Raw genomic sequence first — 25372 nt, forward strand, 5'->3', positions numbered from 1 at the left:
CACTGACTACAATGGCGCACTTTTTACGGAATTTAGGTCACAAACATGACAGATACAGCTAAACCAGCTCTACCAGATCGCCTAGCAGGTAACCCACGTAGCCCATTCTTCATCAAAGAATGTTTCGATCACCAAATCGGTATCCGTTTTAACGGCAAAGAGCGCACAGACGTAGAAGAATACTGCGTGAGCGAAGGTTGGGTGAAAATTGCTTCTCCTAAAGCAAAAGACCGTTTTGGTAACCCAATGCTGATCAAACTTAAAGGCGAAGTTGAAGCGTACTACGTATAAGCTGACCAAGCTGAATTTCTTTGAAAGCTCGAGTTTGACTCGGGCTTTTTTAATGCTTGTTATATCCCTTTCTCGATTAATCTATTCCCTCCTCTATTCAGTACAAGTTATTAAGAAATCGATGTAAATCGCTGTTTTTATCTGATTGTTGGCTAAAGTTTCTATAGAACTTACTGTAATAACCATTGCCAAAAGAAACGACACCTTTTGAATACAGGGAGAGGAAATGGAAAGCCCACTTGTCACACTTAAACATGCGAGTAAAAGCTTTGTCGATGGTAAAGAGACACATCGCGTGTTGGAAGGCGTCGATTTCACCCTGAATTCAGGAGCGAGTGTCGCACTGACGGGGGCAAGTGGTAGCGGCAAAAGTACTTTACTCAATATCATCGCTGGCTTTGAACCACTTTCCGGTGGTGAGTTGTGGCTAGACGGCGACAACGCAGCGGCTTGGAAAGACCCACAATGGAGCCGCTTCCGCCATCAAAAGCTCGGCGTTATCTTCCAGCAATTCAACCTCTTAACACCTCTTAACGTAAAGAAAAACATCGCCTTTCCTCTCAATTTGAATCAACAGAAATGGAATGACTGGTGCGATTATCTGGTCGAAACGTTAGGCATCAGCCAGCTTCTCGACAGGCATGTTTCTGCTCTTTCAGGCGGTCAACAACAACGCGTCGCGATTGCCCGTGCACTTGCCCACAAACCCAAACTCCTGCTTGCCGATGAACCCACAGGCAACCTTGACCAAAAAGCGGGCTTAGAAGTGATGAAACTACTCAGTGAAATCACCACCCAAGGCAATACCGCTGTGCTCTTGGTGACCCACAGCCCTGAGTGTGCCGAGTTCATGCAAACCCAATTACGTTTAAAAGATGGGCGTTTGAAGGATGGTCGTTTGCAAAGCGGACTGACGCAAAATCAGCGCGATGTAAATGAGCAACATCATGAAGCAAGCTAAGCAACCAAACACCAGATTCACGCATACTCGACTCGCCCTGAATCTGTTTGCGGCACATTATCGACAATCGCCGCTGCAAGCCGCTGCGATTCTGATCGGTATCGTACTGGCTGTGACCTTGTTTGTTGCGGTGCAAGCCATCAACCTCAATGCCAAGCGCAGTTATGCGGAGTCTACCGAGCAGCTTAGCGCACAAGCTCAGAACTTAATTATTCCACCAGCAGGGCAAAACTATCTGCCCGAATCGCTCTACTTCACCCTTAGACAAAACGGACTCAGTGCAGCGCTACCTATAATCGAAGGGAGAGTGAGAGACGAACAAGGGCGTCGCTGGTCAGTACAAGGTAGCGAGTTGATTGCCGCCATCTCTTCACGTTCTCGGTATTCTGCAAACGGAAAGTCATCAGAAAACCAACAAAACGTGTCTTTGTTCAACAGTGCTTTACCTTTACCAGAGCTTTTGGCTGGCAAGCCGATCGTGATGATGAGCCAATCTCAACATCAAAACTTAGGAGAGGTAGAAACCCTAACTTTAGACGACATTCCAACCCAAGTGGTGGTATTACCCGATGATTGGCAATTGGGCAGCCGAATGTTGATGGACATTGGCTTTGCTCAGCAACTGCTCAATAAACAAGGACAGCTCAGTTATATTGCAGTTTTCCATTCGGGTGATAAAGGGAATAAAGACACGCAAGCAAATTGGCAAAGCATCATTGGTGAGCAAGGGCAATGGATTTCCAATAACCAAAGTACAGACCTTGGCTCGCTGACCGACAGCTTTCACCTCAATCTCACGGCAATGAGCTTACTCGCCTTTTTAGTCGGGCTTTTCATTGCTTACAACGGCGTTAAGTACAGCTTGCTTAAACGCAATCGGCTGTTAGTCCAAATTCAACAAGCAGGTGTTGCGCCGAGCATTGTGTTCTCTGCGCTGTTAGTTGAACTCACTATCCTCGTTACCATCGGCGCTTCCCTCGGTTTTGTGTTGGGCATGCAGCTTAGCCATTGGCTACATCCGACCGTAGCACTGACTTTAGAACAACTTTACGGCGCGACACTACTGCCCGGCACTTGGCAGTGGCAATGGTGGGTGCAAGCCCTGCTGCTCACGCTAGCCGCAACCCTGTTGGCGTGTTGGCAGCACTTTAAACAACGAGTGCGCCAACCGCTCTCTTCTCATGGCGGATTTTATCAAGCACCTGAAGCTTCTAACGAAAACCAATTGTTCGTGATAGGTATTGCGTTGACGGCTCTCGCACTCGCAGGGTTATGGCTGAGTGAGCATCACCGATTTACCATGGCGTGGCTTGGCGTGCTTGTGGTGTCGATTCCTTTGTATCTACCCAAAACACTCAGCGTATTAGCCAATTGGTGTGAAAAGCGCACCACTTCCGGTTTGATGCAGTATCTGTTTGCAGAGCTGCGTGAGCTGATTTCTCCGCTTTCTCTCGCTATGATGGCACTGCTACTCGCCGTTACAGCCAATATGGGGATGAATACCTTAGTTGGTAGCTTTGAGTCCACCTTAAAACAGTGGTTAGAACAAAGGCTACACGCCGATATTTACGTCAGCCCTGCGCAAGGAGAAATCGCAGATGTAGAGCGCGCATTAGGACAGTTCGACAAGGTTGAGACCGTCTACAAGCAATACTACGTCGACGATAACCTGCAAGGGTTACCGATTTTGCTTGGCACAAAAGACAAAGACACCTTAGAACAAACCATGGTGTTCAAATCGCACTTGGAGAACTTCTGGCAACGCTTTTACCGAGGTGAACTGGTCGCCATCAGTGAACCTACTGCGGTCAAACTGGGTTTATCACTGGGTAGCGAACTTAAGCTTGATGCCATTCCAAATAAGAACCTGCTTGTGGGTGCGATATTCCACGATTACGGCTCACCCAATGGTGAAGTGTTATTAGCACCAAAGTTATGGAAAGAGAGCGGATTTACCGACCTGCCAACAAGCCTTGGCATAAAAGTCTCGGGGGACCCACAAATCGTCTACGACCAACTGCGCGAGCAACTGAATCTGCATCCAAGTCAGCTCTACGATCAGGCGCAAATCAAATCCATCGCGTTGGATATATTCTCGCAGACCTTCGCCATTACGCGCGCACTCAACGGCGTGACTTTGATGGTCGCGGTTATTGGTTTGTTCAGTGCGTGCTTCATGTTGCTCGACGCGCGCAAAGCCGCCATTGCAAGGCTGTATGCCCTTGGCGTCAGCCGTCGAAAATTAATGACCATGGTAGTCGGACAGATCGTCGCTTTGGTCAGTTTTACTCTGGTTATCGCCCTGCCTCTCGGCGCTATGGTGGGTTATGTACTAACAGACATCGTCACCTTACGCGCTTTTGGTTGGAGCTTAAATTATCTGTGGAATTGGAGTGATGCCCTCAGCATCGCGGCGATCACCATCTTGGTAGCGGTGATCGCAACCTTGATTCCGCTGTGGCGATTGGTCAGTAAGCCTGTCGTGTCCAGTTTGCAAAGCGAGGTGTTGTGATGGTTCGATTAGCAAGCAAACTTACTCTACTCATAAGCAGTCTGTTCCTGTTCGGTTGTGAAGATGCCCAACAAAAAAATATGGGCACGCAAAATATGGGTACGTTGCTGGGCAGTGGAGAAACACAAAGCGAGAGCAACCTATTCACACCCGTAGAAAAAGGGGTTGAACTCACCTTTCCTACCGATCATCAAGCGCACCCGAATTTTCGTCATGAATGGTGGTACTTAACCGCTAACTTAATTGATGAAGACGGCAACCCACTTGGCGTTCAATGGACACAATTTCGCTTTGCTGCTGCGCCACCAACGGGCGAAGATGACGTGAAGAAAACCGAATGGCAAACTCAGCAAATCTACATGGCGCACAGCGCAGTCACGACAACCGACAAACACTACGCCGATGAAAAATGGTCACGCGCTCAAGCCTCTCTCGCTGGCGTCGACACCTCACCATTTCGCGTTTACCTCGATGATTGGCAGTGGACCTCTTCAACCACCGACCTCTTCCCTGCCACATTGAAGGCGAACTCCGAACAGTTTGGCTATTCGCTGACGCTTACCAGCCACGTGCCTTATCAAAAGCAAGGCGAGCAAGGGTACAGCACCAAAAGCGCCGATGGTCAGGTGGCTTCGTATTACTACAGCCAACCGTTTATTGAAGTCTCCGGTGAAGTCACGATCGACGGCAAAAACCATCAAGTATCCGGCAAAGGTTGGATAGACCGAGAGTGGAGCTCGCAATTCTTACTCGACTCACAACAAGGCTGGGACTGGTTTGCCCTAAGATTGAGTGACGAGACCAGCTTGGTGGTGTTCCAGTTGCGGGATTCCAAAACCGGAGCAGCCAGTTACTCCAACGCAAGACTGATGCAGCAAGATGGCTCTGGCATCGCTATCTCACAAAAAGACATTCAGTTAGAGGCAACCAAGCAAACAGAAATCCAAGGGCGAAAGTATCCAATCCAGTGGCAAGTGTCGATTCCAAATCAGCAAATTGAGCTTACCGTTTCTGCTCTCAACCCGAACGCGAAAATGCCGCTTTCTGTGCCTTATTGGGAAGGCCCAGTGCGTATTGAGGGCTCTCATTCTGGGACTGGTTATATGGAGCTGACGGGATATTAAGCGCTCTGAACGGATTTCAATTACCATTGAGAAGCCATCTTAAGAACCATCTCCTACCCGCAACAGAATGCATCACAATCAGAAATAAATGACTACGACGCATTTATTCGATACTAGCCTTGAATCCTTGCTTCATTGCGGTACGCTTTGAGCAAATCAAATAAGGGTGGCCCCTCTCATGCGTGTCGATTATCACCAACGACTCGTTCCTGTTATTCGCTATCTGGAACAGCACTTTAACGCTCCTCTCAATTTGCTCGAAGTGGCAGCGCTAGCCAACCTCTCTCCCTATCACTTTCACCGTACCTTCAAGGCGGTACAAGGCGAAACATTGGCCGACTTCATTCGACGTTTACGGCTAGAGGCGGCAGCAGACGATCTTTTCAAATCAAAGCAACCAGTGCTGAACATCGCGTTAGAGTACGGTTTTTCTAGTTCGCAAAGCCTAGCTAAAGCGTTTAAGCAGAATTATGGCGTAACACCAACCGCCTTTCGCGACTGTAAAAACTACCAGCAATTTTCTGAACTAGCGCGAAACAGCAAGATTGGACACGCACTGCGCAAGAATGGAAACGAACGAGCCCTAAGCGATTCATATACTGACTCTGAACTCACAACATGGAGCAACAATATGGAAACGCAAAACTTTGATAAAGCAAAACTGGCTTACATTCGCGTAAACGGCCCTTACGGCAAAGGCTATGAAGAGCCATCAGGTCGCTTGTATCAATGGGCAGGAATGAAAGGTTTGGCGGGCAATACCTGTATCTTCATTTATCACGATAACCCAGAAATCACGCCAGACGAGAAGTGTCGTACTGACATCTGTCTAATGGTGCCAGAAGATACCGAAGTACCAAAAGGCATTGAGCTGCAAGACTTCCCCGGCGGTCAATATGCGGTGATGCGCCAGCAAATTACCGAATTCAGCCAATACCCTAAAGCATGGGATGATTTGATGAGCAAAGTGGTTGAATCTGGTATTGAAAACGACTGTCGACCTTGCTTCGAACTTTATCATAGCTACGATCCACAAACGCACCATGCAGACGTCAGCTTCTGCACTGCCATCAAATAATCGAAAAAAGCCTGCACGTTCGCAGGCTTTCCTTCTATTAGAAATAATGTCTAAATCGATTAGATCGCTTCGCCGTTTACTGTAACAGCAACATCAATATTGCCACGAACGGCGTTTGAGTATGGGCAAACTTGGTGTGCAATGCGCGTTAGCTCTAATGCTTGTTCTTGTGGCATATCTAGCTCTACCGCTAAGCTCACTGTTAGTGCAAAGCCGCCGTTATCGTTCGGACCAATGCCCACTTGCGCTGTTACGGGTGCACTTTTCAGGTTTACTTTACCTTCACGTGCTACGTGCAGAATCGCGTTAGAAAAACATGCTGAATAGCCCGCTGCGAAAAGCTGCTCAGGGTTAGTTGCTGCACCTGTGCCGCCCATTTCCTTCGGGTATGACAGCTCTAGATCGAGAAGACCGTCATCTGTTTTTACTTGACCATTACGACCAGCCAAAGCAGTAGCTTGAGTTTTGTATAGAGTAGTCATGCGATTGTCCTTCTTAATTTAGGTTGCGCACAATTTAATTGCCTGCAATCTTATATCGAAGTAAAGATCGTTTGCAACTATATTGTGCACAATTTATTTTGTTACTCTCTTTCTCTGTGAGCAGGTAGGCAACGCCAATGAGCCAGTGTTACACCGACAACACCATGACCAACGACGATAAACTCTTACTCGAAAACCAAGTTTGCTTCCCGCTCTATAGTGCAGCAAATGCGGTGATCCGAGCTTACCGCCCGTTGCTGGACGAGCTTGATCTGACTTATTCGCAATACTTAGTGATGATGGTGTTGTGGGAGAAAGACGGTGCCAGTGTTAAAGAACTGGGCTCGCAACTGCATTTGGATTCAGGCACGCTCACACCGCTGCTTAAACGATTAGAAACAAAAGGCTATGTAGAACGTGGTCGCAGTGACACCGATGAGCGCGTACGCGTACTCAACCTTACAGAGCAAGGTCGTGACCTCAAAGAGCAAGCCAAGTCAGTGCCAAACGCCATGATGTGTAAAATCACGTTAGAGCTGGATGAAATGATCATGCTGAAGAAGTTGTGCGGCAAGGTGCTCGACAATCTGAACTAAAAAATAAAAGCATCAGCTTCTCCACTTCTTATTAGAAAGAGCCTGCCGAAATGCAGGTTCTTTCGATCTTAGCCAGACGATCTCTTAAAGGTCATCATCGGTATTCTCTATTACCACTCGGCCTTCATCTTCAATAAAGCCTATCAAAGCAAACTCACTTACATCGGTTTTCCCTATTAAGAAAGATAGGAAATGACTATCAATAGGATAGTTACAAGCGATTTTCCTTAAACACGTTCCAATGCGAATATACTTTCCGAAAGCAAGAACTGCTCACCCTAAAACATTCTGAGGAAAGTAAAAATGATTAATACAAAGATCAAACCATTTGCAGCTACAGCATACAAAAACGGCGAATTCGTTGAAGTAACAGAACAAGATGTTCTAGGCAAATGGGCTGTATTCTTCTTCTACCCAGCAGACTTCACATTCGTATGTCCGACAGAACTAGGTGACCTAGCAGACCACTACGAAGAGCTACAAAAACGCGGCGTTGAAGTGTACTCAGTATCAACAGACACACACTTCACTCACAAAGCTTGGCACGATAGCTCAGAAACAATCGGCAAGATCCAGTACTACATGCTTGGCGACCAAACAGGCAACATCACAAACAACTTCGGTGTGATGCGTGAAGGTCAAGGTCTTGCAGACCGTGCAACGTTCCTAATCGACCCAGAAGGTACTATCCAAGCAATGGAAATCACTGCTGAAGGTATCGGTCGTGACGCAGAAGACCTACTACGCAAAGTGAAAGCAGCTCAGTACGTAGCAGCACACCCAGGCGAAGTTTGCCCAGCAAAATGGAAAGAAGGCGAAGAGACGCTAGCTCCTTCTCTAGACCTAGTAGGCAAAATCTAAGCCACTGAATTTAAGCTCAATTTGACATGCTAATTGACGCTTAACTTAGAGAGCATTCCAGGTTAGATACCTTGACGACCTTCTGCCTGGTTTGCTCTCTCCCTACTGATTTTATCCAGAGTAACCACTCTTTTGTTTATTTAAGGTAACAACAACTATGTTAGACCAAGCGATCCAACAACAACTCAAACAATATCTGGCTAATGTAAAAGAAGACGTTCGTCTAGTGGTTAGTCTAGATGAAAGCAAAGCATCGAATGACATTCTGTCTCTGGCGAACCAAATCGCAGAGATGAGCGACTTTATCACCGTTGAACGTGACGACAACGCAAGCGCACGTAAACCAGTGATGACGGTGACCAACCCAGTAAAAGGCACAGCACTTCGCTTTGCTGGCCTACCAATGGGTCACGAATTTACCTCTCTGGTATTGGCATTGCTGCACTCTGGTGGTCACCCAATCAAACTAGAGGCGGAAGTGATTGAACAAATCGCAGCGCTAGATAAAGAATTGGATGTTGAAGTGTTCATTTCACTGTCGTGCCAAAACTGTCCAGACGTTGTTCAAGCGTTCAACATGATGGCGGCGATCAACCCGAAAGTGAAAGCAACCATGATCGACGGTGCACTCTTCCAAGATGAAGTGAAACAACGCGAAATCATGGCCGTACCAAGCGTATTCGTGAACGGAGAGCTATTCGGTCAAGGCCGTATGTCTCTAACTGAAATCCTAAACAAAGTTGATGACGGCGCGAGCGAGAAAGCAGCCAAAGCACTGAGCGAAAAAGACCCATACGACGTGCTAGTTGTCGGCGGTGGCCCTGGTGGTAGTGCAGCAGCACTATACGCAGCGCGTAAAGGTATTCGCACTGGCGTTGTCGCTAAACGCTTCGGTGGTCAGGTGATGGACACCATGGCAATCGAGAACTTTATCTCGGTAAAACGTACTGAAGGTCCAAAACTGGCAACTGACCTAGCCGAACACCTAAAAGAATACGACGTAGACGTCGTGACTGAGCAACAAGCAGAGAAGCTAATGGGTGCAGCACACACAGAAGATGGCTTGATTCATATCCAACTTGAAAGCGGCGCAACGCTGAAAAGTAAGAGTGTCATCCTAAGCCCTGGTGCACGCTGGCGTGAAATGAACGTTCCGGGCGAGCAAGAGTACCGCAACAAAGGTGTCGCGTACTGCCCTCACTGTGACGGTCCACTGTTCAAAGGTAAGAAAACTGCGGTTATCGGTGGTGGTAACTCAGGCATCGAAGCAGCTATCGACCTTGCTGGTATCGTAGAACACGTAACGGTTCTTGAATTCGCAGACGTACTTCGCGCAGACCAAGTGCTTATCGACAAAGCGAACTCACTACCAAACGTAGACATCATCACGATGGCGCAAACTACTGAAGTTGTGGGTGACGGTACTCGCGTAACAAGCTTGAAGTACAAAGACCGCAACACAGATGAAATCAAAGAAATTGAACTGTCAGGTATCTTTGTCCAAATCGGTCTAGTACCAAACACAGAATGGCTGAAAGATTCAGAAGTAGCGCTTTCTGAGCGCGGCGAAATTGAAGTTGGTAGCCGTGGTGAAACCAGCCTAGAAGGTGTCTTCGCAGCGGGTGACGCAACGACGGTTCCTTACAAACAGATCATCATTGCGATGGGTGAAGGTGCAAAAGCAAGCTTAGGCGCGTTTGACTACCTAATCCGTAAGCAAGGTTAATCTCCAATTTCTTGAGCACAAAGCGCACGGTGCGGTGTTTTCTTCCCCGGAAAACCAATCGGGGCACCGTGACAGCGATGAGTAACAAGAAATAAAATCAAAAAACCTAAAAGCCCAAAGACTTTGCCAGCAGATATTAACTATTAACTGCTGGCTTTTTTGGTTTTTGGGGAGGGGTGTAAGTACATCCCCCAGCACTCCGTGCTTAAGGTGGCAAGTTCTACAGTCACGGATAATTCAATTCACACCACCAGCATCAAAACGCGCTGCAAATAGATTCTGAATACTCGCTTAGGCTCCTTCAGAATGACGCTGTTCGTGTAGCGCTCTCTTCGCGTCATTCCCGCGAACCTAGGTGAGACTGGGAATCTACTCACAGTAAGCTTGAACGAAAGAAATTCACACACATAAACGTGAAGCATCAACGGTTAGAGAATTCATGTACATGCTCCTCCTCTCAGCCTCAAACCACCAACCCCACCTAACCTTCGCTTGTATCAAACTCTAAAGATCTCAGCACTCCGAGCTCAAGGTGGCAAGTTCTACAGTCACGGATAATTCAGTTCACTCCACTAGCATCACAACGCGCTGCAAATAGATTCTGAATACTCGCTTAGGCTCCTTCAGAATGACGCTATTCGTTTAGCGCTCTCTTCACGTCCAAGCTTGAACGAAAAAAATTCACACATATATACGTGACGCATCAACGGTTAGAGGGTTCTGAACATAATCCCCCTCTCAACCTCAAACCACCAACCCCACCTAACCTTCGCTTGTATCAAACTCTAAAGATCTCAGCACTCCGAGCTCAAGGTGGCAAGTTCTACAATCGCGGATAATTCAATTCACACCACCAGCATCGAAACGCGCTGCAAATAGATTCTGAATACTCGCTTAGGCTCCTTCAGAATGACTGTTCGTTTAGCGCTCTCTTCACGTCATTCCCGCGAACCTAGGTGAGACTGGGAATCTACTCACCACAAACTCGCTCGAAAATGATTAGCACGAACAAAAGATGAAAGAGGGTTGCAAGCACCTAACCCAACTCGCAGATTCAAAGTACCACCCCACCGAATCTCTCCATGTATCAAGATCCAAAGATATCAACCCTAAAAAATTTTAAAAAAGCCCTTTACCTCGACTTAACTTGAGGTTTTAGCATGTTCATCGTTGGCTAGGAAATGACAAAAAGGAGCACATCATGATCCAACTAGAACATATTAATTTAGTCGTGAAAAACATCCCTGAAATGCTGAAGTTTTATCAAACTGCATTTCCACATTGGTACGTGCGTGATGAGGGGAAAGGCGAATGGAGTGGTAAGCCAAGAAACTGGCTACATTTTGGCGACGAGTATCAATACATTGCCATGAGTGACCACGGTGAAGGAGAGAACCGCGAGTTGGGCGGCCACCAAGTAGGGCTAGCGCATTTTGCTTATGTGACCAACAACGTCGATGCCATCATAAAAAGACTGACCGATGCCGGTTATCCGATTGCCCAACCTGGGGCTGATGAGCCATATCGCAAGAATGTATATTTTGTTGACCCTGCAGGTTTTGAGATCGAATTCGTTGAATACCTGACGGATGATCCAAAACTTCGTAACCTGACAAGCTAAAAGAGACGTAAATAATAAAACGCCAGCAGATGGTGACTGCTGGCGTTTTAGTTTATCTATCAGGTTTCTTTATCGCATTAGCGCTGTTTGGCAAAAACCTGAGTCCAGTAATACCCGTAGCTTGCCGAGTGATTTTCGACAAGCGACGCGCCCATCTGATCAAAATCCGCACTCATGATATTGAGGCAGTGACCTTCGCTCGATAGCCAAGCATTGACGACGGCGTTAATGGAGCTTTGCCCTACGGCGACATTCTCACCAATAGCGCTCCAAGCATAGCCCGTTGCGTTGACTCGATCTGACATATTGCTGCCGTCAGAGCCTGTATGACTCATGAAATCGCTGTTCGCCATGTCGCTTGAATGTCGATAAGCGGCGCTTTCCAAATCGTAGCTCCAAGTCAGGGCCCCAACAGGTGGCATGGTGGTTGCGCCACACTGTTGTGTAGTAGAGCGAGCACTGTTGACCGCTGCGAGCATCTGCTCAGCAAATGTGCCTTGTGACGATGTGGAACCTGTGTTTTGAGAGCCGCTGTCTACAGGTGCTGACGACTCCCCGTCGCCGCCACATGCGCTGAGAAGTAGAGCCAAAACTGGCACTAAGATCTTAGTTGGCATTGTCTTTCCTTTATGAGTGACGAAGAGCAAACTGCGCTTGTCGATAATAACGCCCAATAACCTAACAAAAACCCATAAAAGCACCATATGGCTTGGAGTGTTTTAACCAAAGACTCACATGAAGTTTTCAGTCGCCTTGGTTCGGTTGGTAAATCGGCAACGTTTCAGCCCACGTATGGAATGGCGTTTCATCCATATCCTGTATCGTTTGGGTGATAAAATCGATGAACACCCTCACTCGAGCAGGCACATATTCCCGGTTGGCATAGAGAAGATACACGCCATTTCCTGCTTGGCGCATACTCGGAAATATCGGCACTAAACGCCCCGATTTAAGCCAGTCTCTCGCGATAAAATGAGGGATCTGAGTTAACCCTAAGCCTTCTGCGCAAAGCTCTGCCATGGATTCGCCGTCGTTTACGATAAAATTTCTCTCGGGGTTATACTCACTTGCACCGTCTGGTTCTGGCATCCGAATAGGCAACAGTTTCCCCGTTTGTTTAAAACGAAAACGAACCCAAGAATGGTCATTGAATACATCCGGGCCACTCGGAACACCATGGCGCGCTAAGTAATCCTGACTGCCACAAATAATAAAATCGATAGGACTCAGCTGGCGCACAATCAACTGGCGGTCCTGAACGACACCAGATCTAATCGACACATCAATCCCTTGTTCAATAATATCAACGTAGGCGTCATCGTAATGAATATCGATAGTGATACTGGGGTAGCGGCGACAAAACTCTTTTAATAAAGGGCGAATGTAAAGGCGACCGTAGGAGACCGGCACATTAATCTTAAGCAGTCCTGAAAGCGCATCATTGTGGCTTTTCAATGAATCCTCACACGCCGTCAGTTCGTCCAGTACAAACCTAGCGGTATTTGCGTATCGACGACCGGCTTCTGTCAGACGGATCTGTCGCGTAGAACGTTGAAAAAGCTGTATTCCCAAGTCGCTTTCAAGACGATGGATGGCCTTACTAACCGTAGAAGGGTCTGTGCCATACGCTTTGGCGGCCGCAGCAAAACTGCCACCTTCTAAAGTGGCAATAAAAAATCGTAGGGACCGTATCTTATCCATAAAACTCGTGCACTCCATTCGTGAACTTTATTCACTTTAGTAAAGACAAAGTGGCTCTTCAATCACCAATCAGCCCAAATATAATGAATCTCAATAACTTGATGCTCTGTTAGCGAGGAAAAAACAATGGGTAAAAATGGATTAAAGAATGCACTACAACTATTGATAGCGACCTTAGTCCTATTCTTTGGGATGCTTCAAACGGCACATGCGGCGGATAAACGCATTGGCATTCTGGTTTACGACGGCGTACTGACCTCTGATGTTACTGCGCCTTTAGAGGTCTTTGGCGTCGCAAGTCGTCTGACTTGGTTTAGCGATTATGAAGTAGTCACTATTTCCGTCTCTGAACAGAAAACCATCACCACTGAAGAGGGATTAAAAATTGGTGTGGATGCTTGGATTGGCGATCAGCCGGAACTCGACGTGCTGGTTTTAACATCCAGCTACGACATGGATGCGCTAATCGAAAACAAGGATCTCATTCACTTTATTCAAACCACATCAAAGGCGGCAGATTGGATGGCAAGTAATTGCTCTGGTGCGTATCTATTGGCCGAGGCTGGCCTGTTAAACGGTAAGAAAGCGACGACGTGGGCAGGAGGTGAAAACGGATTACAAAAAGACTATCCAGCAGTTGATGTACAGGTCGACCAGAATTTTGTTGTTGATCATGGTGTCATCACCTCAAACGGCAGCCTAGTTAGCTATCAAGCCGCCCTTAAATTGCTGCATCTCATGACTTCAGAATCTAAAGCTCAAGAAGTCGCAGACGCCCTTCAATACTCACGTTTTTCTACCCAGCCATTTTAAGCGGGCAAGGACGAAACCGCAGGTAACCTTTGAAGCTTCAGAGGTTACCTTGCTACTCAGCTCTACACTTCTGATCTTAATCCTATGGAAAAACACAAACGATACGAAGCACTGACGAAGGAGCGATACCAAGATATCTATCGTCTCGCATATTGGCTATGCAAAGATCATCACCTTGCTCAAGATTTGGCGCAAGACACCTTCCTGAAAGCGTGGCGATTCTTTGATAACTTAAATGATCCCAATGCAGCGAAGCCTTGGCTCATCACCATTTTGCGTCGTGAGAATGCTCGGCGCTTTGATAAAAAGCAGTACGATTTTGTCGATATTGATGAGTGTGTAATACAGGCAAAAACCTACCCTGGCAGTGACCACGACATGGCACAAGATTGGCTTAAAAAACAAATGATGATTCTCGAACCCAAATACCGAGAGCCATTGATCTTAAAACTCGTAGTCGGGTTTAATCATAATGAAATTGCTCAAGTCTTAGAGCTTAATCACAACACCGTGGCGACTCGATTATTCAGAGCACGCAATCAGATCATTGCGCAGAGGGAGCGCGATTAAGACACAAAAAGTAGTCAATCATGTCAACTAACTGGCTATGCTCCGGTCTATTTCATAAGTCGTTACACAACTCGGCGCTTTAACGCTTTACATCAAGCGCGACTAGATGAACACTTCTCGTCAAAGTACAATAACAGCCGACATAAAGTAGAGTCAGTAAAACATTATGAGTAACACAACGGCGAAAAAGCCGAATCCCCTATTCGAGATTCTTTTTAACGTATTCATCCCTTCCTTTATCTTGATGAAGTTTAGCGGCGATGAACACCTAGGAACAGCAATGGCGCTGGTTGTCGCTTTGCTATTTCCTATCATTTACGGCGGTATGGACCTTGTCCGGAACAAGAAATTTAACTTTATTTCTGCACTTGGCTTTATCAGTGTTTTATTAACTGGCGGCATTGGCTTGTTAGAGCTTGATACACGTTGGTTAGCCTTGAAAGAAGCCCTGATCCCTGGCCTGATCGGTTTAGCGGTTTTGGGCTCAACGTTTACCCGCTACCCACTGATGCAGAAGTTAGTACTGAATGACACGGTATTAAATTTATCGCTGATTAACGAACGCTTGAAAGAGAACGGTCAATCAGAGGCATTTGAACGTTGTCTAATGTCATCAAACTATCTGTTTGCGAGTACTTTTGCGTTCTCATCCGCGATGAACTACTTCCTTGCGACTTGGATCGTGACCAGTCCTTCGGGCACGGCTGCCTTTAATGAAGAGTTGGGTAAGATGACGCTTTACAGTTACCCAATGATTGCCATCCCAAGTATGTTGATGATGTTCGGTATTTTTTATTACATTTGGCGTCAAGTACGTACGATGACATCGCTCGAGACAGAGCAAATTTTCCATCTAAAATAGTCCCATCATCACAAATAACCCATCAAAAAGGGAGGATTTTATCCTCCCTTTTCTCAACAGACTCACTGTAATTCATAGCGTCAAAATGATTTTTCCTGACACCGCCGATGAGCGTTGCTCAACCATTTCAATCGCAGTTTGAAAATCCTCTAGCGGCAGCTCAGACGCTACACTTAACTTTATATCGTTGGCAATAAATTGGTCTAACATTTCAGCGAATACCGCCTTTCTCCCGCCTTTACCTACCGATTTTTCCCAATACCGCAAAAAGAAGGTGCTAAAGTCGATGTTGTTGGTCTTCATCAATTTAAAAAACGCAGGCGTATAAGGCGCTAACGACAACGTTCCGTAGTTGATGTATTGACTGTTTTCTTTCAAGGTACGAATGAGATACGTGCCAGCCTCACCGCCTATCGCATCCAAAGCGGCCGTTGGTTGTGGCAGTTTGCGCGTTTGCAGTTGCGCATGTAAGTCATGCTTCACGTCCAACACTGGAATCGTATCGTACGGATACTCGTCTGGCTTTGAAGTGACAGCAATCAGTGTAAAACCCAAGGAATGGGCGAGCTGGGCAAATATCTTACCGATCGCCGAACCTGCCGCATTGATGATCACCATATCACCTTTGTTCAACTTAGCCACTTTAGTGGTGATAACCCACGCGGTTAACGCGTTGATGTACAACTGGCAGGCATAGCCGTTATCCAAACTTTCAGGTAGCGGAAAAAGATTCTCGGGCGAAGCATCGATGTAGTATTGCCAAGTACCACTCATCGCCACCAACACTTTTTGCCCAACTTGAAAGCCAGTTTGACCGACAGCACCAACTTCCACCACACGCCCAACTGCTTCAAATCCCGGCACGCGAGGTGGTATGTGAACGCGGCGGTATTGCCCAACACCATAAATGGAAAGCAAGTCACTTGGGTTAATGTTTGTAGCTTCGAGCCTCACCCGAATCTTGCCCTGAACAAGCGGTTTGAGGGGCTCTTTTTCCAACGACAGCGACGTTTTGGGCTGACCAAAACAGAATTGATTCACTCGAGTATTTATCGTTGGTGCCATTGCTATTCATACCATGTAATTGAAATTCAAAAAGGAAGTTTCGCGACTTCTACTCAAAAGCATTAAGTGAAGTCGAAGCGCTGTATTTCTACCTGCGCGATGCGCCGTTCACTCTAAACTGTTGTGGCGTCATATCAAAATAGGCTTTAAATGCTTTGATGTAGGATGAGTCGTTTTGATAACCCACTAGGTCTGCAATGGCTTGGATTGGCAACGATTCATCTAACAAAGAAAGCGAGTAAATCAGCCGAATTTGTTGCCGCCAAAGCAGAAATGAAGTGTTGAATTCCTTGGCGAACAACCGTGATAAAGTGCGCTCAGACGCCCCAATTTTCTCCCCCCACTCTTTTAGCGAACAGCTCAACGCCGGCTCGTCGGTCAACTGCTCGAAAATCAGTTTTAGTCGGCGGTCTTGTGGCAGCAACAACTGAAATGTCTGCACGTTGCTTTTCAAAATTTGATCATGCAACACCGCCAGCAAATGTAGCACTTCTTCGTGGCTTGTCTCACCTTCACACTGTCTGCGGATCTCTTGTAAAAGCTCATTTAAAAACGGCGTTAGAGCAATGGTTCTCACTTGTTGCTCGTACGTTGCGCCAAACTCAGGGTTGAGGTAAATGCCAACAAATATCGTGTTACTCAGAGCAATCGACTCGTGTTGAACACCCGCAGGAACAAATAACGCAGAGGTGTGCGGAACCAAATGCTGATAATGCTCCGTTTGCGTTTGCAATAACCCTTTAATAGGAAAGATGATTTGATGCCAAGTGTGTTGATGCAGTGCATCAATGTAACCTTTTGGCATGTCGATGGTTTTCACCAAAACAGGAGAATGGGGATTCGCGACCATCATCTCATTGGAGGTCATGACGCCTGACTTCGAATCAATTTGGCGAGTTAGCATTGTTGATTGTCTTTTCATCCCTATTCCGACACAAGTTCACTAGGCTATCATGCTCCGCGTCGCGAATGAAGGTAAACACTTTATCTCTCATTCAAATAATAAGGAGGTTACATGAAGAAAATCGGCGTCGTAAAAGCTGTGCTAGCAGGGAAAACTGTCCCTTATGCTCATGGAGCGCAAAGCGCAATCAACAAACAAGTGCTGCCTGAGCGCCAGCACGCTACAGAGCTTGGTTTTACCAGTGATGAGCAAGGCGATCCGCGCTTTCATGGTGGAATTCAAAAAGCGCTTCATATTTACCCAAGCGAGCACTACCCAATCTGGCAACAAGAATTAGGCGAAAGAACAATTTTCCAATCCGCTGGCGGCTTTGGCGAAAACATCAGCTCCGAGGGCGTCACCGAATCCACGATTTGCTTGAAAGATAAAATCCGTATCGGCTCAACACTACTTGAAGTGTCGCAAGGTCGCATGCCTTGTTGGAAACTTAACGTACGATTTGACCAACACGACATGGCGAGAAGACTGCAAGATACGCTTCGAACAGGCTGGTATTTCCGAGTATTGGAAGAAGGCGATATCGGTGCAGGTGACGAGATTATTCTGTGTGAAAGACCTTATCCAGAATGGCCACTGGCTCGCATCATGGGCGCGGTTTTCACTGGCTGTTTAGATAGAGAAGAACTCACTAAGCTGTCTGAACTGCCGTTAGTCGAGTCTTGGGGCAAGTTGGTCGAGCGCCGCCTAGAAACTGGCGAAGTCGAGGATTGGGAAATGCGCTTGGTTGGCCCAACAAGACAATAAAAAACGCAGAGTAAAAGCTCTGCGCTCGCTATAAAAACGTGGCCTTGGTTATTGCTGTCCTGCTGCATACTGATCATCGGTGACTTGCTCTTTCCAGATAACGTTTTCACCGTCTTTTGACGCCGTAACCACTAGGTGAGTCATTGGCGCATTTGGTGTTGCACCGTGCCAATGGTCGATACCAGGAGGACACCAGACACTATCACCAGCAGCAAATCGAATTACATGCCCATCACGCGTTCCTGTAAGTGCGGTACCAGAAGTGACGATCATGTGTTGTCCTGCAGGGTGAGTATGCCAAGCGGTTCGAGCTCCTGCATCAAAAGTGACATAGGCGGCGCTGTAGTTTGCAACTTCGTTTTCAGGAAACAACATCTCGACGTTAACTTTCCCGGTAAATAGGTTTTCAGGCCCTTGAAACGATTTCTGATCAGCAGAGCGATAAACTTGCTGCGAAGATGAGTTACCATCGGCTGCTTGAGCAATTGGAAGCATAAATCCCGTCGACAACAGCACAGACCAAATAAGCAATGATGATTTATTTTTCATAAAACGAATTCCTTTCTAATTGATATGATTGGCCAAATAATATTTATTTTTCCAATACTGTTTTTAGGACCGATTGAGCATTGTTAGACACACTTTCACCACAGCACTCACTTAATACAACAATAAATTCCTCTAACTCTTTAATAGAAACATTGTTATTCATACTGATATTATAGTGAGCTGCTAATTGGCTATTAACACCGTTCATATTTGCTAATGCTGCAATCGTAGCAATTTCACGCTCTTTCCAAGTGAGCACATCGCGTTCAAAAATATCACCAAACAAATGTGCTTTTAGATATTCATCAATTTGCGGAGAAAAATCGAATAGCGCGCCTTTTACTTCTGCACCAACAAGTTGTGTTTGGTTTTCAGCGCCAAATTCTAAGCTGGTTTTATCGTTAGGTAACGCGCTTGATTCTCGCCCTAAGATATCGGTAATACCTCGGCTTTTACGTTCATCCAACACCGTCATAAATGTTGCTAGTCCATTCAAACTGCGCGGAAATCCAGCATACGCGTACAACTGAGCCAGCACTTCTTTTATCTCGTTGACCGTTAGGCCTGCGTCTAACCCATCATTAAGACTTTGTGTTAGTTTTTCTATTTCACCACTCGCAGTAAAAGCAGAAATAGGAATAATAGCTCGCTCTTTATCACTGAATATTTCTGATGCTGAAGCGATATTCGTTGTGCATAGCGTTGTCATAGTGAGCACCAATATTAATATTGATTTAACAGATTTGTTTAATACTTTCATATCAAAATTCCATTATGTAACGGTGTTCTAATCCATAGAAATTCTAGAAATATATTTATTAGCGTTCTGATTTCTACATTAATAATTTACATCGTCAACTGGGTCATTAATTTACTTTTTCGATCGTGACACGGTTTGTTTCTTTCGAAATAAAGCAATGAATCCCATCATCGATTTGACCTAATTTAATTAACCCAGACGCGTAACCAAAGTCTTTATAAAAGATAACTAAATTTCCCCAAGGGGCGTAATAAGAGATGTCACCCGTTTTTGATTGAGTTCCAGAAGGTGCGCCTTCGCGAGTTAACTTATTCGGTAAGTAAGCAATTTTCTCTGTATTTGCGTAGTCTTGTAGATCTAATGTTAGAGGCAATTGACGAACAAAATCGTCTGTACTCGCACTGCTCTTCAATGTGCCTAAAACACTGCAATCATCGAAAATAAAACGAATTTTCACTATATTTTCCTCCAATCCAGCGCTATTAACTTCTGCGTTTACAATGCAGGGGAACATCCAGGCACTACTCACCAAAACGCATCTCACCCACTGATTGAAACGGTGCGCTTGTCTCATCGAGATTCCCTTTTCTCACTGAAAACTTAGCTCGGGCTACTTTAGTTGCATGTACTCTTGATCAGAGACTGGTTCGCACCATTCATTACTTGCGCCTTCAGCCGGTATTTCTATTGCTACATGTGAGAACCAACTGTCTTTAGCTGCGCCATGCCAATGCTTAGTACCTGGCGCGATATGCACGACATCGCCAACATTCAACTCTTTTGCTGGTTGGCCAAATTCTTGATACCAACCTCGCCCTCCTGTCGCTAACAGAATCTGCCCACCTTCATGATGAATATGCCAAAAATTGCGACACCCTGGTTCAAACGTTACGTTCGCCACGATAAGACCAGGCTGATTGAGCAACGCCAGATAACTCGTACCGGTAAAGTAATCCGCATACGCTTCATTCTTTTCACCAAACTCGAAAATGCCTCGACCTTGAAATACACCGGCTTGCAGTACGTCAGGGATTTGAGTATTGCTTTTGTTATTCATCATGACTCCAAATAGTGTTCTTGAGTGCTTACAACTCACCAAACCATGGGTTCACTGTATTGCGCTTTGATAGATGACCGTTAGCCTATTCATTGCTAATACTTGCCCAATATTCCAAACCAATACAAAAGACAACCATACTTGAGACCGGTTAGAAAAAACGGACCAAAAACCTAGCAAAACATAATAGATTGATTTTTAAAGAATAAAGTTCATGAGAGACAATTGCCTCGCTCGACAATCAAGCAGAAAGATCGATCTCCGATCGCTTAACCTCGAAATAGACACTTGCCCAATATTCTTTACTTAAAGAAATGAACTGTTATAACTATGCTTAATGAAGTCGCTTAATTGACTCCGAAGAGGCGTTAACTACAAAGGCAGAAATCGCATGCCGTTAACCCCGAACCTGAGGCCAACCAGAGGAGAGCACTGACCTATGCAAGAGCTACCGTCAAACACTTCGTCAACCCTGGCCAGTGCAATAGAAAAGCTTGCCAAGCACATTGAGAAATGGGCAAATGGCGCGAACCAATATGACACAGAAATTCCAGGATTAAGGTTCAGTCGTTGGGCAACCCCAACACCACCGACAAGCTACACCCACAACCCAAGTATTTGCTTAATTGCTCAAGGGAGAAAGCGCGTGTTGTTGGGTGAAGATAGCTTTGTTTACGATGCGAACCACTTTTTGATCTCCTCTGTCGACTTGCCGATTATCGCCAATATCATTGAAGCCAGTGAAGATAAACCTTATTTAGGGGTGATTATGGAGCTGGATCTGACTGAAATATCTCAACTTATTGTCGATAGTGAACTGACGTTTAATCAAAGCAAAGAAGCACAAAAAGGCATAGCGGTTGGAGAATTGTCGGAGCCATTACTTGACGCCTTTCTGCGTTTAATAGAGCTGCTGGATGAAGGACAAAGCATCAAAATTTTAGCGCCGATCATTAAACGAGAGATTTTTTATCGACTGTTAATCACCGAACAGGGCGCTCGTCTTAATCAAATCGTGACTGCAGGAAGTCACAGCCATCAAATCGCGAAGGCCGTTGATTGGTTGAAGAATAATTTCGTAAAGCCGTTAAGTGTCAGTGAGTTAGCCGCCTACAGTGGCATGAGTAAATCGGCGTTTTATACCCACTTTCGTTCTATGACATCTATGACGCCACTGCAATTTCAAAAGAAATTAAGACTCAGCGAAGCTCGGCGTTTAATGCTGACAGAAAACCTCGATGCCATGGCGACTACGTTTAAAGTGGGTTACGAAAGCCCTTCTCAATTTAGCCGTGAATACAGCCGTTTATTTGGTGCGCCACCATCCAAAGACATCAAGTCTTTGCGCGAGAGTATGGGTTAAGCTCGGAATATCCTAGGAAGAAGCTAGAAAGTGAAACCGTCAGCCTCGTACTGCCTCGAGGCTAACGGTTTTATTATTTGGGAGAGAATGAACGTCACCTGCATTTGCAAGCAAAACTGCGCAATATTGTTTATAACACCGCTTGTCGACTAGGCAAAAATACCTCACCCAACATACAGCGAACCGAGCCACCACCAATAGATTCTATGGTAGAAACATCGAATGGCAGCAATTTACCGTGCGTCGAAAGTTGATTTCTTTGTGCTGGAGAGAAAGCATCGTATGCCGATTGCGACATCGCAATGACTTTGTCTCCATTGATGGTTTCCAACTGAAGAATGTTGCCGCAGAAGTGGTTCATTTGCTCAATCGAAATAGAGATCACTTGTTTATCTTTAGCGAGAGATTTCATCACAAAACGACGCTCAAATTCTGGGATCACTTCGTCACAAATCACGCAGAACTGCTCACCCACAGCCATCATCACGTTGGTATGGTAAATAGGCGCACCAGATGGCAAACGAGTTTGGAAAGAGATCACTCGTTCATAGCCAATACGATCGGCGTAATCTTCTAAAACCAGACGATCACAACGTTGTGAGAGTGCGGCATAGACCGTTTTATTTAAGTGGTCAAAGACCATCACACCCGTGCTTTCTAAATACGCTTGCTCATCAAGATATTCAGTTAGGCTGCTACGTCGATGAACTTCTCGCCCAGCTTGCGCTAGTGCCGCCACAAGCGCATCGGGACGCACTTCTTTTTGACGGTTTTCACAGGCCATTGGAAAGGTGTACAACGTGCCATCTGGCGTAGTGCTAAACCAGTTGTTTGGAAATACCGCGTCTGGCGTCGCAACATCTGAAGCCGGATAATCAAACTCAACAACTTGAACGCCCTCTTGACGCAACGTTGCTACCATACTCGCGAACTCGGCCATCACTCTACGCGAGACTTCTTCTTGGCTGAGTGACACTTTATGTTGGAACTCATTATCTTGTGCGGTTTCTTCATTAAAACGAAACTCTTTCGGTGGCACCATCACTACGCAGTTTGCGGTTTGGCGCTGAGCACTTTGCGTGCTTTCTTCTTTCCCATTAGCAAATTGGGTCACTGATTCGTGTAATAGCATCCAATACATTCCTTATCACTAGAATGAGGAGATTGTAAATTTATTGTTAACTTCAGTTTTGCTGTTTTCACAATTAATTTAATTATCTAGAAGTAATTTTCACTGAACTTAGCTTATTTCTCCCGAAATTTTATTGTCACTATGCAGGTTTAAGGTTTTATGCCATCGCGATGAACATGCGAAGAATTCATCATAAGAATCAGAACCATAGACAACCACACCCATAACCAACTAGTTACATTTAAAACACAATCGGTTAGACTATTTTTTCGCCCCTCTCGTCAATCCGTCTGCTTTCTCGAGGAGCAGCCAAAAACTCTTATACACGCGGCTTCGTCCAAAGCTGCGTGAATCGATGGATTTAGCCACCCCAAATGGCACTGTTTTAACTTTAGGATGAGTTATGTTTAAACGATTTGAAGGCTTTACAGAGCCGTTCCCCAAATCCACACCAGATCAGCCTCCTTCAGGGATGCTCGCTTTTTTACGTTATTACACCCGCGGCTACGAAAAGCCTTTGATCATCATGTCTTTGATGGCCACGATTGTTGCTGTCGTTGAAGTTATGTTGTTTGGCGCGATGGGACAATTGGTTGATTGGTTGTCCACCAGCAATCCAGAAACGTTCTTGCAAGACAATAAAGCAGATTTGATTTTTTACGGAACCTTATTGTTGGTTGTCATGCCCATTTTGGTGATCGTGTATTCGTTGCTCGTTCACCAAACATTATTGGGCAACTATCCAATGTCTATCCGCTGGCTTGCACACAGGTATTTGCTCAATCAAAGCTTAAACTTCTATCAAGATGATTTTGCAGGCCGAGTTGCAACTAAAGTCATGCAAACCTCATTAGCTGTGCGCGAAACCGTCATGAAAGCTATGGATGTATTTGTTTATGTTACGGTTTACTTCACCAGTATGATCATTATGTTAGCGACGGCAGACTGGCGTTTGATGATCCCAATGATCGTCTGGCTGCTCGCTTACATCGCTATCCAAATCTATTTCGTTCCTAAGCTCAAAGACGTCGCTTCAGCGCAGGCCGATGCTCGTTCGACAATGACAGGACGCATCGTCGACAGCTATACCAATATTCAGACGGTCAAACTGTTTTCTCATAGCCAGCGCGAAACCCAATATGCTGAGCAAGGCATGAAGGGATTTTTGAATACGGTCTATCGTCAAATGCGCCTAGTGACCGGCTTCGACGTTGCTGTAGAGATCTCAAACTATATTTTGGTATTTTCCGTTGCTGCTTTATCGATTTACCTGTGGTTGGATAGTGCCATCAGCGTTGGCGCGATTGCGATTGCTGTTAGCCTTGCATTACGCGTAAATGGTATGTCGATGTGGATCATGTGGGAAGTTGGCGCCCTCTTTGAAAATATGGGAACCGTAGTCGATGGAATGAAAACGCTCTCTAAGCCTATTGATATTAAAGATAAACCAGGCGCAAAAGACTTAGTAGTCACTGAAGGTGGCATTCACTTTGATAACGTCAGCTTCCATTACGGTGAGAACAAAGGCGTGATTAGCCACCTCGATCTCAACATCAAACCAGGAGAGAAAGTCGGCTTGGTTGGGCGCTCCGGCGCCGGAAAATCAACTCTGGTGAACTTGTTACTTCGTTTCCACGATGTCGAAGACGGCAGCATTAAGATCGATGGACAGAACATCTCAGAAGTCACACAAGACTCTTTGCGTTCAAAGATCGGTATGGTGACCCAAGATACTTCTCTGCTACACCGTTCAATTCGAGACAATATTTTGTATGGCAATCCAGATGCGACAGAAGAAGATTTGCTGAAAGCCACTAAGCAAGCGCATGCCCATGAGTTTATCGAAACTCTGACCGACCCATTTGGTAATGTCGGATACGATGCGCAAGTTGGTGAACGTGGTGTGAAACTGTCTGGCGGCCAACGTCAGCGTATCGCAATATCTCGTGTGCTACTCAAAGATGCACCATTGTTGGTACTGGATGAAGCAACATCGGCTCTGGATTCAGAAGTCGAAGCAGCGATTCAGGAAAGCTTGAATGAGTTAATGCAAGGAAAAACCGTTATTGCGATTGCGCACCGATTGTCGACCATCGCACAAATGGATCGCCTCATCGTGCTAGATAAAGGCAGTATTGTTGAACAAGGTTCTCACCAAGAGCTCATCGCGAACAACGGTATTTATGCCCAGCTTTGGGCCCATCAAACTGGCGGATTTATCGCTGAAGAGTTAGAAAATCAACACGTTTCTTAATTAGCGAGAAACCCAATAAAAACGGCGCATGAAGCGCCGTTTTTCATTTTTATTGATAAACCTATACCCATATAGCCATTATAGTTTCTCATATATGAAACACCCTCCATGATAAAGCTCACATTTTTTCTGCTAATATACCGCCTCGTTGCGTATCCATTGCAATGAACACAATACAGAGTTTTGAGCCGTCTTCATTTGTCATTTCACTTTTTGAGAAACAGCTATACTCAATAGATGGCTTAGTTATTAGATTAACAATAAGGTAATTAGCTTATGTGTAAAT

Annotated in this window: 25 protein-coding genes; 15 read left to right on the top strand and 10 right to left on the bottom strand. The window is 45.7% G+C overall.

What is annotated here, in order from left to right; genetic code table 11:
- The first annotated feature begins 45 nt into the window (after nt 1-45).
- From NL643_RS07065 to NL643_RS07085, 5 genes are all read left to right on the top strand, one after another.
- A complete protein-coding gene (locus NL643_RS07065) occupies nt 46-291 on the top strand; it encodes a DUF3297 family protein (RefSeq protein WP_005383498.1) in 246 nt (81 codons plus the stop codon).
- A 226-nt stretch (nt 292-517) separates the two neighbouring features.
- Nucleotides 518-1252, top strand: coding sequence for an ABC transporter ATP-binding protein (locus NL643_RS07070; RefSeq protein ID WP_005395555.1), 735 nt, complete (start codon nt 518-520; stop codon nt 1250-1252).
- Nucleotides 1239-3764, top strand: a complete 2526-nt coding sequence (locus NL643_RS07075) for an ABC transporter permease (RefSeq protein WP_253644162.1) — start codon at nt 1239-1241, stop codon at nt 3762-3764. The genes NL643_RS07070 and NL643_RS07075 overlap by 14 nt, the downstream gene beginning before the upstream one ends.
- Nucleotides 3764-4888, top strand: coding sequence for a lipocalin-like domain-containing protein (locus tag NL643_RS07080; protein ID WP_253644163.1), 1125 nt, complete (start codon nt 3764-3766; stop codon nt 4886-4888). The genes NL643_RS07075 and NL643_RS07080 overlap by 1 nt, the downstream gene beginning before the upstream one ends.
- 178 nt (nt 4889-5066) lie before the next feature.
- A complete protein-coding gene (locus tag NL643_RS07085; protein WP_253644164.1) occupies nt 5067-5966 on the top strand; it encodes a GyrI-like domain-containing protein in 900 nt (299 codons plus the stop codon).
- Between the two features lie 59 nt (nt 5967-6025).
- Here the strand turns inward: NL643_RS07085 and NL643_RS07090 are convergent, their stop codons facing one another.
- Nucleotides 6026-6448, bottom strand: a complete 423-nt coding sequence (locus tag NL643_RS07090) for an organic hydroperoxide resistance protein (protein ID WP_042600226.1) — start codon at nt 6446-6448, stop codon at nt 6026-6028.
- A gap of 137 nt (nt 6449-6585) precedes the next feature.
- Here NL643_RS07090 and NL643_RS07095 point away from each other — a divergent pair, with 137 nt between their 5' ends.
- The 4 genes from NL643_RS07095 (at nt 6586) to NL643_RS07110 (ending at nt 11252) form a co-directional block, all read left to right on the top strand.
- Entirely contained in the window at nt 6586-7044 is a 459-nt protein-coding gene (locus NL643_RS07095; protein WP_005395543.1) for a MarR family winged helix-turn-helix transcriptional regulator, read from the top strand.
- A gap of 303 nt (nt 7045-7347) precedes the next feature.
- Nucleotides 7348-7905, top strand: a complete 558-nt coding sequence (gene ahpC / locus NL643_RS07100; RefSeq protein ID WP_005395542.1) for an alkyl hydroperoxide reductase subunit C — start codon at nt 7348-7350, stop codon at nt 7903-7905.
- A 157-nt stretch (nt 7906-8062) separates the two neighbouring features.
- The gene (gene ahpF / locus NL643_RS07105; RefSeq protein ID WP_253644165.1) at nt 8063-9631 is read left to right on the top strand and encodes an alkyl hydroperoxide reductase subunit F; all 1569 of its coding nucleotides are present in this window, start codon (nt 8063-8065) and stop codon (nt 9629-9631) included.
- A 1201-nt stretch (nt 9632-10832) separates the two neighbouring features.
- Nucleotides 10833-11252: a VOC family protein gene (locus NL643_RS07110; protein ID WP_025793617.1), complete on the top strand. Its 420-nt coding sequence runs from the start codon at nt 10833-10835 to the stop codon at nt 11250-11252.
- A 77-nt stretch (nt 11253-11329) separates the two neighbouring features.
- Here NL643_RS07110 and NL643_RS07115 read toward each other — a convergent pair whose 3' ends face one another.
- Nucleotides 11330-11869, bottom strand: a complete 540-nt coding sequence (locus tag NL643_RS07115) for a CAP domain-containing protein (protein ID WP_006740864.1) — start codon at nt 11867-11869, stop codon at nt 11330-11332.
- Between the two features lie 127 nt (nt 11870-11996).
- A complete protein-coding gene (locus NL643_RS07120) occupies nt 11997-12953 on the bottom strand; it encodes a LysR family transcriptional regulator (protein ID WP_253644166.1) in 957 nt (318 codons plus the stop codon).
- Between the two features lie 126 nt (nt 12954-13079).
- Here NL643_RS07120 and NL643_RS07125 point away from each other — a divergent pair, with 126 nt between their 5' ends.
- From NL643_RS07125 to NL643_RS07135, 3 genes are all read left to right on the top strand, one after another.
- The gene (locus tag NL643_RS07125; RefSeq protein WP_253644167.1) at nt 13080-13766 is read left to right on the top strand and encodes a DJ-1/PfpI family protein; all 687 of its coding nucleotides are present in this window, start codon (nt 13080-13082) and stop codon (nt 13764-13766) included.
- An 84-nt stretch (nt 13767-13850) separates the two neighbouring features.
- Complete coding sequence (locus NL643_RS07130) at nt 13851-14336, top strand: sigma-70 family RNA polymerase sigma factor (protein WP_253644168.1); 486 nt, start codon at nt 13851-13853, stop codon at nt 14334-14336.
- A 166-nt stretch (nt 14337-14502) separates the two neighbouring features.
- On the top strand, nt 14503-15198 hold the full coding sequence (locus tag NL643_RS07135; RefSeq protein ID WP_046875662.1) for a VC0807 family protein: 696 nt from the start codon (nt 14503-14505) through the stop codon (nt 15196-15198).
- 72 nt (nt 15199-15270) lie between these two features.
- Here the strand turns inward: NL643_RS07135 and NL643_RS07140 are convergent, their stop codons facing one another.
- Together NL643_RS07140 and NL643_RS07145 are read right to left on the bottom strand one after the other, a co-directional pair.
- Nucleotides 15271-16263 (bottom strand): zinc-dependent alcohol dehydrogenase family protein, encoded by a 993-nt coding sequence (locus tag NL643_RS07140; protein ID WP_253644169.1) that lies wholly within the window; start codon nt 16261-16263, stop codon nt 15271-15273.
- Nucleotides 16264-16351: 88 nt separating this feature from the next.
- Nucleotides 16352-17167, bottom strand: coding sequence for a helix-turn-helix transcriptional regulator (locus NL643_RS07145; RefSeq protein WP_253644235.1), 816 nt, complete (start codon nt 17165-17167; stop codon nt 16352-16354).
- A 111-nt stretch (nt 17168-17278) separates the two neighbouring features.
- Between NL643_RS07145 and NL643_RS07150 the strand changes: the two genes are divergently transcribed.
- A complete protein-coding gene (locus NL643_RS07150; protein ID WP_114322693.1) occupies nt 17279-17971 on the top strand; it encodes an MOSC domain-containing protein in 693 nt (230 codons plus the stop codon).
- A 48-nt stretch (nt 17972-18019) separates the two neighbouring features.
- Here the strand turns inward: NL643_RS07150 and NL643_RS07155 are convergent, their stop codons facing one another.
- The 4 genes from NL643_RS07155 to NL643_RS07170 all read right to left on the bottom strand — a co-directional run bounded on the left by NL643_RS07155 (nt 18020) and on the right by NL643_RS07170 (nt 20340).
- A complete protein-coding gene (locus tag NL643_RS07155) occupies nt 18020-18520 on the bottom strand; it encodes a cupin domain-containing protein (protein ID WP_253644170.1) in 501 nt (166 codons plus the stop codon).
- A 43-nt stretch (nt 18521-18563) separates the two neighbouring features.
- Nucleotides 18564-19229: a carboxymuconolactone decarboxylase family protein gene (locus NL643_RS07160; RefSeq protein ID WP_253644171.1), complete on the bottom strand. Its 666-nt coding sequence runs from the start codon at nt 19227-19229 to the stop codon at nt 18564-18566.
- Nucleotides 19230-19386: 157 nt separating this feature from the next.
- The gene (locus NL643_RS07165; RefSeq protein ID WP_114322691.1) at nt 19387-19737 is read right to left on the bottom strand and encodes a cyclophilin-like fold protein; all 351 of its coding nucleotides are present in this window, start codon (nt 19735-19737) and stop codon (nt 19387-19389) included.
- Nucleotides 19738-19890: 153 nt separating this feature from the next.
- On the bottom strand, nt 19891-20340 hold the full coding sequence (locus NL643_RS07170; RefSeq protein WP_081442386.1) for a cupin domain-containing protein: 450 nt from the start codon (nt 20338-20340) through the stop codon (nt 19891-19893).
- A 436-nt stretch (nt 20341-20776) separates the two neighbouring features.
- On the opposite strand from NL643_RS07170, the gene NL643_RS07175 reads away from it, so the two are divergent.
- Complete coding sequence (locus NL643_RS07175) at nt 20777-21700, top strand: AraC family transcriptional regulator (RefSeq protein ID WP_253644172.1); 924 nt, start codon at nt 20777-20779, stop codon at nt 21698-21700.
- Between the two features lie 130 nt (nt 21701-21830).
- Here the strand turns inward: NL643_RS07175 and NL643_RS07180 are convergent, their stop codons facing one another.
- Nucleotides 21831-22832, bottom strand: coding sequence for an arginine deiminase-related protein (locus tag NL643_RS07180; RefSeq protein ID WP_253644173.1), 1002 nt, complete (start codon nt 22830-22832; stop codon nt 21831-21833).
- A 403-nt stretch (nt 22833-23235) separates the two neighbouring features.
- On the opposite strand from NL643_RS07180, the gene NL643_RS07185 reads away from it, so the two are divergent.
- Nucleotides 23236-25086 carry an ABC transporter ATP-binding protein gene (locus tag NL643_RS07185; RefSeq protein ID WP_005392176.1) on the top strand — a complete coding sequence of 617 codons (1851 nt, stop codon included), beginning with the start codon at nt 23236-23238 and terminating at the stop codon, nt 25084-25086.
- The last annotated feature ends 286 nt before the right edge of the window (nt 25087-25372 follow it).

Origin of the sequence: Vibrio sp. Y42_MX_L11, assembly GCF_024181785.1 — a bacterium.
GTDB classification, from domain to species: domain Bacteria; phylum Pseudomonadota; class Gammaproteobacteria; order Enterobacterales; family Vibrionaceae; genus Vibrio; species Vibrio diabolicus.

Coding starts and splice junctions, on each gene's coding strand:
- NL643_RS07065 (WP_005383498.1), top strand. CDS start 46: ATGACAGATACAGCTAAACCAGCTCTACCAGATCGCCTAGCAGGTAAC.
- NL643_RS07070 (WP_005395555.1), top strand. CDS start 518: ATGGAAAGCCCACTTGTCACACTTAAACATGCGAGTAAAAGCTTTGTC.
- NL643_RS07075 (WP_253644162.1), top strand. CDS start 1,239: ATGAAGCAAGCTAAGCAACCAAACACCAGATTCACGCATACTCGACTC.
- NL643_RS07080 (WP_253644163.1), top strand. CDS start 3,764: ATGGTTCGATTAGCAAGCAAACTTACTCTACTCATAAGCAGTCTGTTC.
- NL643_RS07085 (WP_253644164.1), top strand. CDS start 5,067: ATGCGTGTCGATTATCACCAACGACTCGTTCCTGTTATTCGCTATCTG.
- NL643_RS07090 (WP_042600226.1), bottom strand. CDS start 6,448: ATGACTACTCTATACAAAACTCAAGCTACTGCTTTGGCTGGTCGTAAT.
- NL643_RS07095 (WP_005395543.1), top strand. CDS start 6,586: ATGAGCCAGTGTTACACCGACAACACCATGACCAACGACGATAAACTC.
- ahpC (WP_005395542.1), top strand. CDS start 7,348: ATGATTAATACAAAGATCAAACCATTTGCAGCTACAGCATACAAAAAC.
- ahpF (WP_253644165.1), top strand. CDS start 8,063: ATGTTAGACCAAGCGATCCAACAACAACTCAAACAATATCTGGCTAAT.
- NL643_RS07110 (WP_025793617.1), top strand. CDS start 10,833: ATGATCCAACTAGAACATATTAATTTAGTCGTGAAAAACATCCCTGAA.
- NL643_RS07115 (WP_006740864.1), bottom strand. CDS start 11,869: ATGCCAACTAAGATCTTAGTGCCAGTTTTGGCTCTACTTCTCAGCGCA.
- NL643_RS07120 (WP_253644166.1), bottom strand. CDS start 12,953: ATGGATAAGATACGGTCCCTACGATTTTTTATTGCCACTTTAGAAGGT.
- NL643_RS07125 (WP_253644167.1), top strand. CDS start 13,080: ATGGGTAAAAATGGATTAAAGAATGCACTACAACTATTGATAGCGACC.
- NL643_RS07130 (WP_253644168.1), top strand. CDS start 13,851: ATGGAAAAACACAAACGATACGAAGCACTGACGAAGGAGCGATACCAA.
- NL643_RS07135 (WP_046875662.1), top strand. CDS start 14,503: ATGAGTAACACAACGGCGAAAAAGCCGAATCCCCTATTCGAGATTCTT.
- NL643_RS07140 (WP_253644169.1), bottom strand. CDS start 16,263: ATGGCACCAACGATAAATACTCGAGTGAATCAATTCTGTTTTGGTCAG.
- NL643_RS07145 (WP_253644235.1), bottom strand. CDS start 17,167: ATGCTAACTCGCCAAATTGATTCGAAGTCAGGCGTCATGACCTCCAAT.
- NL643_RS07150 (WP_114322693.1), top strand. CDS start 17,279: ATGAAGAAAATCGGCGTCGTAAAAGCTGTGCTAGCAGGGAAAACTGTC.
- NL643_RS07155 (WP_253644170.1), bottom strand. CDS start 18,520: ATGAAAAATAAATCATCATTGCTTATTTGGTCTGTGCTGTTGTCGACG.
- NL643_RS07160 (WP_253644171.1), bottom strand. CDS start 19,229: ATGACAACGCTATGCACAACGAATATCGCTTCAGCATCAGAAATATTC.
- NL643_RS07170 (WP_081442386.1), bottom strand. CDS start 20,340: ATGATGAATAACAAAAGCAATACTCAAATCCCTGACGTACTGCAAGCC.
- NL643_RS07175 (WP_253644172.1), top strand. CDS start 20,777: ATGCAAGAGCTACCGTCAAACACTTCGTCAACCCTGGCCAGTGCAATA.
- NL643_RS07180 (WP_253644173.1), bottom strand. CDS start 22,832: ATGCTATTACACGAATCAGTGACCCAATTTGCTAATGGGAAAGAAGAA.
- NL643_RS07185 (WP_005392176.1), top strand. CDS start 23,236: ATGTTTAAACGATTTGAAGGCTTTACAGAGCCGTTCCCCAAATCCACA.